General features: G+C 44.4%; 8 protein-coding genes. 4 read left to right on the plus strand and 4 right to left on the minus strand.

Going from position 1 to position 13,636, the window contains the following annotated elements:
* The first annotated feature begins 53 nt into the window (after nucleotides 1-53).
* The gene (locus tag ACE1TF_RS04545) at nucleotides 54-1,163 is read left to right on the plus strand and encodes a CAP domain-containing protein (protein ID WP_375014646.1); all 1,110 of its coding nucleotides are present in this window, start codon (nucleotides 54-56) and stop codon (nucleotides 1,161-1,163) included.
* Between the two features lie 198 nt (nucleotides 1,164-1,361).
* On the opposite strand, the gene ACE1TF_RS04550 is transcribed toward ACE1TF_RS04545, so the two are convergent.
* From ACE1TF_RS04550 to ACE1TF_RS04565, 4 genes are all read right to left on the minus strand, one after another.
* Entirely contained in the window at nucleotides 1,362-3,134 is a 1,773-nt protein-coding gene (locus ACE1TF_RS04550) for an ABC transporter ATP-binding protein (protein WP_375014648.1), read from the minus strand.
* The gene (locus ACE1TF_RS04555) at nucleotides 3,131-4,855 is read right to left on the minus strand and encodes an ABC transporter ATP-binding protein (protein WP_375014650.1); all 1,725 of its coding nucleotides are present in this window, start codon (nucleotides 4,853-4,855) and stop codon (nucleotides 3,131-3,133) included. Before ACE1TF_RS04555 ends, ACE1TF_RS04550 begins: the two co-directional genes overlap by 4 nt.
* Nucleotides 4,856-6,755: 1,900 nt before the next feature.
* Complete coding sequence (locus ACE1TF_RS04560) at nucleotides 6,756-7,193, minus strand: hypothetical protein (protein WP_375014652.1); 438 nt, start codon at nucleotides 7,191-7,193, stop codon at nucleotides 6,756-6,758.
* A 160-nt stretch (nucleotides 7,194-7,353) separates the two neighbouring features.
* Nucleotides 7,354-8,349 carry a DUF6612 family protein gene (locus tag ACE1TF_RS04565; protein ID WP_375014654.1) on the minus strand — a complete coding sequence of 332 codons (996 nt, stop codon included), beginning with the start codon at nucleotides 8,347-8,349 and terminating at the stop codon, nucleotides 7,354-7,356.
* Nucleotides 8,350-8,804: 455 nt separating this feature from the next.
* Here ACE1TF_RS04565 and ACE1TF_RS04570 point away from each other — a divergent pair, with 455 nt between their 5' ends.
* From ACE1TF_RS04570 to ACE1TF_RS04580, 3 genes are all read left to right on the plus strand, one after another.
* Nucleotides 8,805-10,814 carry a glycoside hydrolase family 3 protein gene (locus ACE1TF_RS04570; protein WP_375014656.1) on the plus strand — a complete coding sequence of 670 codons (2,010 nt, stop codon included), beginning with the start codon at nucleotides 8,805-8,807 and terminating at the stop codon, nucleotides 10,812-10,814.
* A 2-nt stretch (nucleotides 10,815-10,816) separates the two neighbouring features.
* Complete coding sequence (locus ACE1TF_RS04575) at nucleotides 10,817-11,902, plus strand: endonuclease/exonuclease/phosphatase family protein (protein WP_375014658.1); 1,086 nt, start codon at nucleotides 10,817-10,819, stop codon at nucleotides 11,900-11,902.
* Between the two features lie 67 nt (nucleotides 11,903-11,969).
* Nucleotides 11,970-12,788 carry an STAS domain-containing protein gene (locus ACE1TF_RS04580; RefSeq protein WP_042400661.1) on the plus strand — a complete coding sequence of 273 codons (819 nt, stop codon included), beginning with the start codon at nucleotides 11,970-11,972 and terminating at the stop codon, nucleotides 12,786-12,788.
* The last annotated feature ends 848 nt before the right edge of the window (nucleotides 12,789-13,636 follow it).

Here is a 13,636-nt window from a genome sequence, read left to right on the forward strand (position 1 = left end):
ACAGCGTTCATTTTTATGAGGCGAGTTTGGTATACAGAAGGAGCGTATCCAATTTGAAAAGATCCCTGTATGTGTTTATGTTTGCGGTTACCTTTTTCTATATAAATCCGGGAGCTGCCGATGCAGCTGAAGAATCAACGCTATGGGATACGATTAATCAGTCAAGGGAAGAGATTGCAGATGATTTTCAACTGAGAGAGCTATTCCAAGATATTAACCGTATGATTCATTCGGTCATCAATGCCATTACAGGCAACTCAGATGAACCACCTGAAGATGTCGAAGATCCAGATTTGCACGAGCCAACGGATCAATTGTTCTCCATTCATAATATTGAAATGGGCGACGATCGGTCGGATGTTGAAGCTGAAGTAGGTTCACCTGAACGGTCTTCACTGAGTGAATACGGCTTGGAATGGGTCACATACCACGATCAATATCGCAACTATGTTCAGGTGATGTATGACGAGGAAGAGCAAGTGCGTGGCTTATATACGAACCAAGACTTAATTTCATCATCGAGCGATCTTTCATTTGGCAGTCTGCAAGAAGATGTGCGAGGGGAACTTGGTGAGCCTGAATCTTACTTAAGAAAAGGGCTCATTCGATATCAGCTCGATGGAGACGGCGAACATGATGTGTTCGCTGAAGAAAATCAATACGTTACCGTCTTTTATGACGTGCATGAGGAAAGTCGGGTAACCGCGCTGCAAATCATTGATGAAGAAATTGAACAAAGTAGAAGTGCGATGTATCGTGCCCAAGACGAGTCATTAAGAGACGGGTTTGAATATCAGCTGTTTGACTTGACGAATGCGGAGCGCGTGAAACGGGGTCTCGCACCGTTAACGTGGGACGAAGCCGTTCGTTCAACAGCGAGAGACCATAGCCAAGATATGGCAGACCAACAGTTCTTCAGCCATACGAATCCAGAAGGTGAATCACCGTTCGATCGCATGGATGACGACGGCATCTCCTACCGAACCGCAGGTGAAAACCTTGCGTACGGACAATGGAGCAGCATCTTTGCCCACGAAGGACTTATGAATTCTGCAGGGCACCGCGAGAACATTTTGCAAGGTCACTTCGACGCCCTCGGAGTCGGTGTCGCATTTAATGAAGATGATCAACCGTATTACACGGAGAAATTCTTTAGTCCTTAACCAATGAAAGATTGTAACGAAAAAACGATGAACACCATGTAAAGATGGTGTTCATCGTTTTTTGTCGATGTCATTAAATGATTGGTGATGTGGCTATTAATTATGGTGAAACCAGATGCCTACTCATGCTGTATCTGCTTCCAAACTGATTTATAAGGAAGCAGATGGACTTCACCGTGATAAGAGGAGGCGGCGCTTTTAGAATTCTTTAGCTGCGTCAAGTTCTCGTTTAAACAGCTGGCGGTAATGCGTGCCGCTATGAACGAGTGTTTCATGGGCGCCATCTTCAACGATCTGTCCGCCTTGCATGACGAGAATGCGATCAGCATTTTGGATGGTGTGCAGACGGTGGGCAATGGTTACGGTCGTTCGGCCTTGTTTTAGTTGTTGAAGTCCTTTTTGAATTTGCAATTCAGTCCGACTGTCCACATTGCTTGTTGCTTCATCTAAGATGAGAATGCGGGGATCACTGAGCATGACACGAGCGATCGAAAGTAGTTGTTTTTCACCTTCAGACAACCCGGAAGCTTGTTCATCAAGGTGTGTATCGTACCCATTTGGAAGCTTGCGGATAAATGCATCCGCTCTAGCCTGGACGGCGGCTGTAATCATGTCTTCTTCAGAAGACAGGGACCGCCCGAACGTAATGTTCTCGCGAATCGTACCGCTAAATAGCCAAGGATCTTGCATGACGATGCTCGTTTGCCTTCGAAGCGCATCTTCTTGAATGGTGCGAATATCTAAACCATCAATAGAAACTAATCCTTCGTTTGCTTCATAGAACCGTAATAGCAAAAGCGCTAGCGTCGTTTTTCCCGCACCGGATGCACCGACAATCGCTACATCCTCACCGGCCTCTAGTTTTACGTTAATGTCTTTTAGAACGGGTTTGTTTGCATCGTACTGAAACGACACATGTTTAAATGAGATTTCCCCATGACCTTCTGGAACGGCTGTACCGTTCGTATGATTAGGCATAGCGAGATCAATAATTTGAAATACCCGCTCGGCAGAAGCAATCGTCGCCTGGATGGTATTCGTAATGTTTGCGACTCGGTTGATCGGTTGGGTAAAGATGCGAATGTACATAATGAGTGCTTGAACATCACCGATGGCAATCGTACGTTGAACGACGAAAATTCCACCTATGATCGCAATAACGACGTAGATGATATTGTTCAAGAGGTTGAGCAAGGGCACGATGAGCCCTGAAAGAAATTGCGATCGCCAATTGGCCTCATATAATGAAGTATTGTGATGTTTGAACTTAGATTTCATCGACTCATCTTGATGATACGCTTGGATGAGTGAATGATTCGTGTAGCTCTCTTCAACGTACCCATTCAGTGTACCTAACGCTTGTTGTTGCTTCCTGAATTGCACTTGGGAGTACCCAATAACTCGCTTTGTAATCAGGATGCTTATCGGCAAGGTTATACATACAATGAGAGTTAGAAGCGGGCTAATGATAAGCATCATGACGACGACGCCGATCATCGTCATTACAGCCGTAATCGTTTGGGTGATCGTCTGTTGCAACGTGCTACTGATCTTATCAAGATCATTCACCCCACGACTCATCAAGTCGCCTGTGCTGACACGATCAAAAAAAGTAATCGGGAGCTTCATGAGCTGATCATGCAGTTCATGACGAAGGGTATAGGTGACGCGCTGTGCAACACCAACCATCAAGTATTCTTGGATATAGGAGAAATACACGCTAAATAAATAGAGTGCAGCTAGCCCTAACAACACTTGACCGACCTGAAAGAAGTCAATGCCTGAACCGTTAACGGTCCCTTCAAACAATGTTGTAATGGCTAGGCCGAGAACAAATGGACCGAGTATGATAAACAACGTGCTTAGCACAGACGTTGCTGCAACAGCCAACAACCGGAAACGATACGGCCTTAGGTAGCCGAGAAGTCGTTTTAATGTACCCCATTGTTTTTTAAAATCTTGATTTTTCATCGGGTACCCTCCTCCGATTGTGTGGCCGCTAGTTCGTGATAGATCGCACTCGATTGCAAAAGTTCGTCATGGGTTCCATCTGCGATGATCTCTCCTTGATCTAAAACGACAATATGATCCGCTCGTTTGGCAATCTCAACGTCTTGTGTTGCGATGATGACAGTATTTGCATCTAACGCTTCGAACAGTTCATCAAATAGTTCACCCTTCGTTCCTGCATCGATGGCAGAGAAGCTTTCGTCAAAGAGATACATGCGTGTGTTGCGAATGAGCGCGCGTGCGATGGCTAAACGTTGACGCTGTCCACCTGACAAATTCTTTCCATTTTGCGTTAACATCGTCTGGAGACCATCAGGAAGTTCACGAACAAAAGATGTGCACTGAGCAATCGTTAGCGCTCGGTCGATCTCATCCTTTGAAACGTCCTTTGAGCCAAAGCGAAGATTCTCTTCAATCGTCCCTGAAAAAAGCTGAGTGTTTTGCGGAGAGAACGTTGTAACCGAACGCAACGCTTCTGGGTCCATATTTCGTAAATCGATGCCACCGAACACAATGTTCCCGGAGCTTACATCGAATAGTCTTGGGATCAATTGCAAAAACGTCGACTTTCCTGCACCCGTTCCTCCAACGATGACGGTACGTTTATGATTAGGAATCGTACAAGTGATGTTTGTGAGCACAGGTTTTTCTGCATTTGGATACTGATAGGAAACGTTAGAAAAGCGTAGGCTGGACGGTTGTTCGGGCGATAACGACTGTGCCGGCTTTTTGATGTTCGACTCCGTATTTAACACTTCTAAAATCCGTTTTGCGGATACCGACGCCCTTGGGAAGCTGACAAATAGAACAGACGTTAGCATGATCGAGAACAGAATGTACATTGCATATTGAATAAAGGCCATAAGGTCCCCGACTTGAAGCTCGCCTGCATTTAGTTGCAGTGAACCGAACCACAAAAGCGCTACAATTGAAAAGTTCAAGATGAACATCATGATCGGTGTGAGATAGATCATGAGCTGGTGAACATGAATTGCGGCATCTCGATAGGAATGATTGGCTTCTGAAAAGCGTTCTCGTTCCCGATCGACTTGGTTAAACGAACGAATGTCACGAATTCCGGTGATGCCTTCGCGCAGTGTCCGGTTTAATTGGTCCACCTTTTTTTGTAAAGCGGTAAACAATACGCCACCTTTTTTTGCAAAGCCAATGACAATAAGAATAATAATGGGAAGCGGCGCGATAAGAATGAATGAGAGCATTACGTTTTTTGTTACTGAAAGAATAAATGCGCCGATGAACATCATTGGAGCGAGCAGCATTGTTTTTAATAGAAGAGATAAGATCGTCTGGACTTGTTGAACATCATTTGTCGTCCGGATGAGCAATGTTGAATGACCGAATTGACGATATTCTTGAAGCGAAAAACCTTGGACGCTGGCGTATAACCTTTCTCTTATTGTAACGGCAACTGAAGATGTTAATTTCGAAGTCTGATAGCCAGACAAAATTGTCACTGCTACGGTTACGAGCGTGATCAATAACATCCACAGACCAATCTGGATAATATAAGACATATCAGCATTGGCAATCCCTACGTCAACTAGCTCAGCGAGAAGTGTAGGTAAGGTTAGCTGCAGGATGGCTTGTAGAAATACTAAAAAAGCAATAAGCAATAATCTAGCTCGATAAGGTTTTAAGTAAATTCTCATTAGCTCCAGCATCGGGTTTCACCACTTCAATCGAATTTAAAAACCTGCCGAGAGAGGACTCCCGACAGGTTGGTTAGATCATTTAAAGGAGATTAAAATCAATATCTGTGTTTAATGAGTCAGTCCCACTGTCATTAAGCACATCGTTAAGAACTTGTGTAAGATCTAACATGTAACACACCTCCGGAGTAGAAGAATTGTTTCCATTCGCAAGATGAACGGGAGTAGACCGGCGTTCACCTTGCTGTTTTTGTTATTCTTATTTTCATAGAGGTTTCAAAGACTTAAAGAATGTTTAAGTCAAGACCGATGTTTCCGGAGTCGTTTCCGCTCCCGTTGAGCACATCGTTTAAGATTTGCGTAATGTCGTTCATGGAAAACACCTCCTTTTTAGGATTATCTAACGTTTAAAGAATGTTCAAGTCGAGACCTGTATTGAGCGAATCGTTTCCGCTATCGTTCAACACGTCATTAAGGATTTGTGTGATATCCAAGAGAAACACCTCCTAAAAGGTTTAAAAAGATTTAAAGAATGTTCAAGTCAAGCCCTGTGTTAAGCGAGTCGTTTCCGCTCCCGTTAAGCACATCGTTTAAGATTTGCGTGATGTCGTTCATGGAAAACACCTCCCTGTCTGTATTCAAATGAATTTATAGGATATTCAAGTCAAGGTCTGAATTAAGCGAGTCATTGCCGCTATCGTTCAACACGCCATTAAGAATTTGTGTAAGATCTAACATGTATACTCACCTCCGAAGTTAAAGGATTGTTTCGGCTCACAAGATGAACAGAAGTAGACCTGCGCTCACCTTGTTGCTGTCGTTGTTAGTGTTATTTTCGTAGAGGTTTCACAGACTTAAAGAATGTTCAAGTCAAGACCTGTGTTAAGCGAGTCGTTTCCGCTCCCGTTAAGCACATCGTTTAAGATTTGCGTGATGTCGTTCATAGAAAACACCTCCCTGTTTGTATTCAATTTAATTTATAGGATGTTTAAGTTAAGGTCTGAATTAAGTGATTCATTGCCGCTATCGTTCAACACGCCATTAAGAATTTGTGTAAGATCTAACATGTATACTCACCTCCGAAGTTAAAGGATTGTTTCGGCTCACAAGATGAACAGAAGTAGACCTGCGCTCACCTTGTTGCTGTCGTTGTTAGTGTTATTTTCGTAGAGGTTTGACAGACTTAAAGAATGTTCAAGTCAAGACCGATGTTCCCGGAGTCGTTTCCGCTCCCGTTGAGTACATCATTAAGAATTTGTGTGATGTCGTTCATGGAAAACACCTCCCTATCTGTATTCGTTTTAATTTATAGGACATTCAAGTCAATGCCCGTATTAAGCGAGTCGTTCCCGCTATCGTTCAACACGTCATTAAGAATTTGTGTAAGATCCAAGTGAAACACCTCCTAAAAGGTTGAAAAGAATTAAAGAATGTTTAAGTCAAGGCCTGTGTTAAGCGAGTCGTTTCCGCTCCCGTTAAGCACATCATTAAGAATTTGCGTAATGTCGTTCATGGAAAACACCTCCTTTATAAGATTAAAAGTTGCTCCAACTAGAATACTTTGAAATCAAGATCGAAAGTTGCTGAGTCGGTGCCACTCTCAGTAAGAACATCGTTCAAGATTTGCGTGATATCGAACATGAGAATCACCTCCTACGAATACTTATCTTTTCTTATAGAACATTTAGTGAAATGGTAATATTTCCTGATTCGTTTCCACTCTCAGTTAGGACATCATTTAGCAGTTGGGTTACATCTAACATGGAAAACACCTCCTCAGTCAGCGTATCGATTTTGACATGTAAGTTGTTCTTGGTGTTCGCTTTTCTGACGATGTCTCAAAGCCTAGTTGCCTAAGCTAACGTAATCGAAAATGATTTGGATCACTTTTTCTTAAATTTTTTTAAAAAAATTATTGAGAGACTTTGTTAGAAGGCTCAGATTCGGTGCCGTCTTCCGCGATCGTCGTCACGTAATAATCCAATTGGTCAATGTCATCATCGGTATACGTTTTTCTTTCACTTTGTGTAACTGTTGCCACAGGTTCAAAGTTAGAGCCACTGCCTTTGTAGATTCGATAACCGCGAATGTCGTCTTCACGAACGGCGTGCCAAGTGAGAAATGTACCCGTAATCTCCACGTTTTCCGGTGCTGGTGGACGGGGTTGGCTCACTTCTTGCTCGATTACAGAGTGTGAGTCGGTCGTTTCATCTTCAACGGATCGTTCAGGAGCGACCGTACGGCTAGTTACGTCCTCATCTTCTGCATCGGGGGCGTTCATCGTGACGAACGTAAACGCTGCAAGAATGACAAGAAAACCAGTGAGCGTAAACAGTGTCATTACTTTCATACATATCGCCTCAATGAATTTGTGAAATAATCTCGTCAGTCATTTGAAAAGTACGTATACAATAGCTAACGATGAAGATACCCATTTGGATCACTTATCGGATCATTTTTTTTTTGAGAAACAAAAAAACCGCCCCAGCAGGGGCGGTGTAGATCGTCTGTTATTCGTCGCTATCTGTGTCTTCTTCGTCCACATCTAGCTCATCATCTTCAATGTCTTCGTCAAACTCAGGCATTTCTTGCTCAATCTCACCCATATCAATGGCGTTATCTAGAGCTTCTTGTGGAATTTCAATGGACTCGACTTCATCGAAGTCATAAAAGGTTGCGTGCGTCTCTTGAACCATCGTCATTGTTTCGCCTTCTTCTTCAATCTCCATTTCAAGATTCATGGTCATTTCTTCTTGATAGTACGTATCTTTATTAATGTAGATCACGTAATCAAACACATTAATGTCCATCTGTTGGAAGATTTGATCCATTTCAGCAGCCATTTGTTGGTCACCTTGTTGCATTTGCGTAAGTTCGCGGGTCAGTTCCATAAGATCGTCACCTGAACCTTCAATCGTAAGGGCGTAGCGATCACCTTCATCTTCTACGGATAATTCATTCGCGTATTCGAGCAACATTTCAAGCTGGTCTTGAGGAGCCATTTGGAAGTCTTCTAAGTTCTCCATACCCATCATTTCACCGCTCATTTTCAACCATTCACCGCTCATTTCATCGTACATATAGAGCGTGCCATCTTCATCCATGTATTGTTCCATTTCCATTTCTTCTTCAGACATAGGGTCTGGCATCGTCATCGTTTGTGAGAACATCATCGGGTCAACGATCACTTCCATGACCGCACTTGAATCCATTATCATGTCTTCACCGTCAAAGCTGATCGTTTGGTCCATATCCATTTCCGAGCGGAAGCTGTTCACTTGCTCCATTGCTTCCATAGACTGCATTAGAATTTCCTCTGCTTCACTGCTGTCTGATGTTTCTGTATCTACTTCTTCGTCTTCGTCTTCGACAGGTTCAACGTCTGTGTCTTCTTCTTGAGCCGCTTCTTCATTTACATCTGCATCCGTTTCTGTGTCTTCATCACCACAAGCTGCTAACACGAGCATTAGCGCAGAAGTTGAAAGTAACATATTCATTTTCTTCATGTCGAGTCCTCCGTATTTGCGACTTGTTTAAGTCATCGCAATAGTAAGTATGCGTTACCTCTATCCCCTTACACGTGCAAAAATAAACGCTTTTTCGATAGATTAGGTGGAAAGTCCTTTCGGGAAAACCGCGAGCACACCTTTGCAGTATATGAGGGAAGAACAAACACATGACTAAAAATATAAAGCAGTTTGCGTAAAGATGAAAGAGATTTAATGAAATTGTAATCCACAGGCTGACTGATTTTCTTCTTAATTATTCGACGGCATTCGTGTTAAAGTTTGCCGAACACTCCCGCATCCGATCACATGTGAACTGTCGTAAGTCACGAATGGATCAAATGACGGGGGATTATGTCAGAAAAAAAGCGTGCGCTAATTTTACAACAGATGTGGCAAGTGCTAACCTTTTACTGATAATTAGTAAGAAAATTAAGAAAAAAGGAGATCTGGTAATGTGGACAAAATTCATCCGATCGTTTCTCATCCTAATGGTCATCGCCTCGGTCGTTATGCCTTCCTCTAAAGTGGTAGGTGCAGAACCAATGGATATTGACGTGACAACCATTGTCAATAACATGACGCTCGAAGAAAAAGTCGGCCAACTATTTATCGTGCACGTGTATGGGCAAACACCGACAGACCCCGCTTATGAACAAATCAACATGAACAATAATCGAGGGGGAAAGAATTTTAAAGAAGTGATCGAAAACTATCACATCGGTGGCATTATCTATTTCAACTGGACAGACAATATCGGCACCCCTCTTGACGGCACGCAAGTGAACGCACTATCCAACGGTATACAAGAAATTTCCGTTGAAAATGGTGGCATTCCGCTTTTCGTCTCGACGGACCAAGAAGGAGGAACAGTTGCTAGAGTGACGCATCCTGCAACGGAACTACCTGGGAATATGGCGGTTGGCGCGACGCGCTCTATTGAGTATGCCCGCCAATCTGCAGAAATCTTAGGAAAAGAATTGCATGCGCTAGGCATCAATATGAATTTCGCCCCGACGTTAGATGTGAACGTGAACCCCGCTAATCCGGTCATTGGCATTCGGTCATTTTCCGAAGATCCAGAGCTAGTGACAGATCTTGGAGTTGCGCAAATTCAAGGATACGAAGATCAACAAGTGATGGCGACGGCAAAGCATTTCCCCGGTCATGGGGACACGGATGTAGATTCGCATTATGGCCTGCCAATTATTGAAAAAGATCTAGAAACTTTATTTGAAGAAGATATCGCCCCTTTTAAAGAAGCGATTTCTGCAGGTGTGGACGCAATTATGCCTGCGCATATTGTCGTGCCCGCCCTCGACGACTCTGGATTGCCAGCAACGTTGTCAAAACCAATTTTGACAGACCTTTTGCGTGATGAACTCGGGTTTACTGGGCTCATCGTGACAGACAGCCTTGGCATGTCAGGGGCGAACGTCGTACCGCCAGAACGAGTGCCTGTGGAAGCAATCAAGGCTGGAGTTGATTTATTGTTAAACCCTCCAAATGTTGAACTCGCATATGAATCTGTGCTGGAAGCGGTGAACTCCGGTGAGATTAGCGAGAGTCGTTTAGATGAATCTGTCAGTCGAATTGTTCAACAAAAACAAGACCAAGGTTTGTTTGACGATCCGTATCAACATCCCGACGGCTTGGATGTGATTGGCAATGACGATCATTTAAGTCAGGCGGCAACCATTGCGGACAAGAGCATTACGCTCGTAAAAAATGACAATGTTCTTCCGTTACAGATGGAAGATGATGTTCTCGTCGTAGGTCCAAACGTTGCTAATGCCAACATGTTAGAAGAACATCTCAATGTGCGTGGATTTAATACGTCCATTGCTCACACAGCAGATGCGCCGACAGAGGAAGACATCAATGCTGCCGCAGATGAAGCTGCCGCTCACGATGTTGTTGTCATTGTTACCCATTCTGCGCATTTAAGTGAGCAGCAACAACAGCTCGTGACCGCTTTACATTCCGTAGGAAAACCTGTCATTGTCACTGCCGCTCGTAATCCTTACGACGTTGCCGAATTCCCTGGCGTGGATGCCTATATAGCCGCTTATGGAAACCGGGCGATTTCGCATGAAGCGGTTGCCAAAATTCTAACTGGAGAAGTGAATCCACAAGGGTTACTTCCGGTGACTATCCCTGATCATTATGAGTTTGGACATGGACTCTCTTATCACATTGACGCAACGTATATGAAAACTTTCGTTTCGCAACTCGAGAAGAGCGGAAGGCTAACGGATCGCACGGTAATTCGGACAATGAACGTTCATTTGTCAGCGGTCGACCACTTTGAACAGCAAGAACGTTCTGATAAGGTCGTTCAACATATGAACAGTTTTCTCCAAATGATTGATATGTTTACACGTTCGGGACAAATCAACGAAGATGTGGCGCAGGTTCTTGAAGCGCACGCGAGTGAAGTGATCGAATCTTGGGAGGAGGGTTGAGTGTGAAAAGCAGTAAACGATGGGTGTTACCGGCTGTGTTCGTCGTTGTATCCACTCTTTATTTCGATGCGCGTGGGGTTTCGGCTGAAAACGATGTGACTGTGGCGACGTACAACATTGCAGCTGGAACTGAAGGACTAGGTCTTGAGGCGATTGCAGAAACCATTGCAGCGTCTGAAGCGGAAGTCGTCGGTTTGCAGGAAGTGGACGTACATTGGGGCAGTCGTAGTGATTTTGAGGATCAGGCGACTCGTCTTGCTGAATTGTTGGATATGGAAGTGTTTTTTGCGCCTATATACACGTATGACGCTGACATCCCTGGTGAACCGGACCGCCAGTTTGGATTAGCCATCTTGAGTGACTATCCATTTCTTCACACATACAACCATTCAATCGCTAGGCTGTCTACCCAAGACGCCAATCCGGAACCTACGCTCACGCCAGGGTTCCCAGAAGCTGGCATTCAAGTCGGGGACGCGAATCTCTGGTTCTATTCAACACACCTTGATTATCGAGGCGATCCGACAGTTCGTGAAATGCAAGTGACCGATATGCAAGACGTTTTGGCTGTCCACCCGAACACGGTGTTGACCGGTGACCTGAATGCAATGCCAGATGCCGCCGAGCTCGCGCCGCTGTTTGAACAATTTGTTGATGTGTGGGACGTGGCAGGGGTTGGGGAAGGGTACACATTTCCTGCTGGGGCGCCAGATCGGAGAATTGATTACGTGCTAACTTCTCCAGGAATGGAGATTTCTGAGGTCGAAACGATCGATTCGCAAGCATCAGATCATCTACTTGTATCTGCTCAGGTTCAACTGAATCCCGCAAGTATTCAAACGATCCAGACGCTCGTAACTGAATACGAAAAGGCAGGAGACATCGATTCGATCGGGACGCATTTGCTACAACTTCACCTAAAAACACTCGATTACTTTGCAGAAAGAGGGGATGAAGATAAGGTTCGTCAACATCTTGGTGGTTTCGAACAGTTGATCGCTCAATTTCATGAGCAAGGTCGACTCACAAACCGTGCGATAGGAACGATTCGACCCGAAGTTGAAACGATCCAACGAACGATGGACTAGACAATTGCACTTCTTGTGTTTCATGATAAAATGAAATCAAAAAGACACAAGAGATGGAGTCTATTACATGATAAAGTCACAAGAATTGCTATCGCCGATTATGGACGAGATTCTTCGTAGAAAGTTCGAGCTCTCCGAGATGCCTGAGCAGCATAGTAGCATTAGCGACTCGACGCAAGAGATGCAACTAACGCCTTGGCGTGTAAAACTCATTGAAGTATATGCCGAATCGATTGTTAGTGAGCCTGAGGAGTCGAAAGAAGCGATTCAATCATGGGGTACACAAGTGGCCAACGTCCTCGTTCAACTACAGTTGCCATTAGATGTGGGCTTACATGAGATTGCGTATTACCGGAACGTCATCAGTGAAATCATTCGCGACGAAGCAAAGAAGCAAGCCATTACACTTGATGACTTTTATGATATCGTCTTTCAATTTAGTCAAGTGATGGATAGTGCGGTGCTCATCGTTAGTCGAGCGTACATGCGAGACTACCATAGGAGCATCGAATCAGCGAAATATGCGATTGATGAGCTTTCCGTCCCAGTCGTGCAATTAACGAAAGACACAGGTGTAATTCCGATCATCGGTGAAATTGACACGAATCGTGCCCAGTATTTAATGACGAATGCACTGGAGAAAGGTTCGGAAATGCAACTGCGCAGAATCATTCTCGACTTATCAGGTGTAAGCATAATCGACACGATGGTTGCAGGTCAAATGTTCAAAGTCATGAACTCCTTGAAACTGATCGGCGTCGAGGCGGTGCTCAGCGGCGTTCGACCAGAAGTTGCCCAAACGATGGTCAACCTCGGCATCACCGTTGAACAAAAAGTATACTCATCATTACGCGCAGTTATTGAAGACAAACAGCTCATGATCTAAACCGTTTCCCGATCTGCCCGGCCCGTTGGCCGTGGCAGATTTTTTTAAGTTTAGCTACCCTCGAAAAGCGGAGTAGACCCGATGTAGCAACGTGTTTAGTAAGTGCTATGAATAAACAGTGTGGCGTTTAGTCTAGAAACGAACGTGTATAGATTCGCTAGTGTCGGGGTGGGGGTTCAGGAGTGCAGGCGTGACCTAGATCACCGACCCCTAAATATTCCCAAAAACAAGCGACCATCGCCACCTATGGTGCCGAAATCAAGAAAAAATGATCTAGATCATCAGTAAAATGGTCTAGATCGCCAAAAATATGAGAGAATCCAGTGTTTTAACGTGATCTAGATCGTTTCGGGTGTGATCTAGATCATCATTCTCCTAGAAATTACTAGGTGATGCGAAGCTAGAGATTTAGCAGCGCCTCGACGCATGAGGTCTGAGCTTTCGCGCCGGACGCGGGACGAACATCCACCCATAGAACGATCTATGGGTGGATGTTGCTTTCTATACGAAGTATCTTGTCGGAAATCTGTCCAAGAAACGCAGAATCGAACCATAGAACCGAACCATAGAACCGCCTATAGTACGATTTACATAAGGTGAACGGAAGAATTTCTTCAAGAACCAGTGAAAAGCTTAATGAAGTCGAAACTGTGCTCAAGTTACGACCAAACTGTTCTCAAGTTGGGGGAAATCGCAGGAAAAGCGATATATTCTTTTAAACTAGGGAACAGAATGAACAAACTCGGTAACAGATTACCGAGTAATGTGTACATCTCCGCCCCGAAGAATCCAAAAGACGTCGGCGCGAGCCGCGCCGAATCGAGTCCGGTTTGGCTTCGGCCCCGATG

This window comes from Geomicrobium sp. JSM 1781026 (assembly GCF_041949955.1).
GTDB lineage: Bacteria > Bacillota > Bacilli > Bacillales > Marinococcaceae > Geomicrobium_A.

Bases quoted from the DNA above. Each gene is read 5' to 3' on its own strand.
- ACE1TF_RS04570 (WP_375014656.1), top strand. From the start codon at position 8,805: ATGTGGACAAAATTCATCCGATCGTTTCTCATCCTAATGGTCATCGCC.
- ACE1TF_RS04565 (WP_375014654.1), bottom strand. From the start codon at position 8,349: ATGAAGAAAATGAATATGTTACTTTCAACTTCTGCGCTAATGCTCGTG.
- ACE1TF_RS04560 (WP_375014652.1), bottom strand. From the start codon at position 7,193: ATGAAAGTAATGACACTGTTTACGCTCACTGGTTTTCTTGTCATTCTT.
- ACE1TF_RS04555 (WP_375014650.1), bottom strand. From the start codon at position 4,855: ATGCTGGAGCTAATGAGAATTTACTTAAAACCTTATCGAGCTAGATTA.
- ACE1TF_RS04550 (WP_375014648.1), bottom strand. From the start codon at position 3,134: ATGAAAAATCAAGATTTTAAAAAACAATGGGGTACATTAAAACGACTT.
- ACE1TF_RS04580 (WP_042400661.1), top strand. From the start codon at position 11,970: ATGATAAAGTCACAAGAATTGCTATCGCCGATTATGGACGAGATTCTT.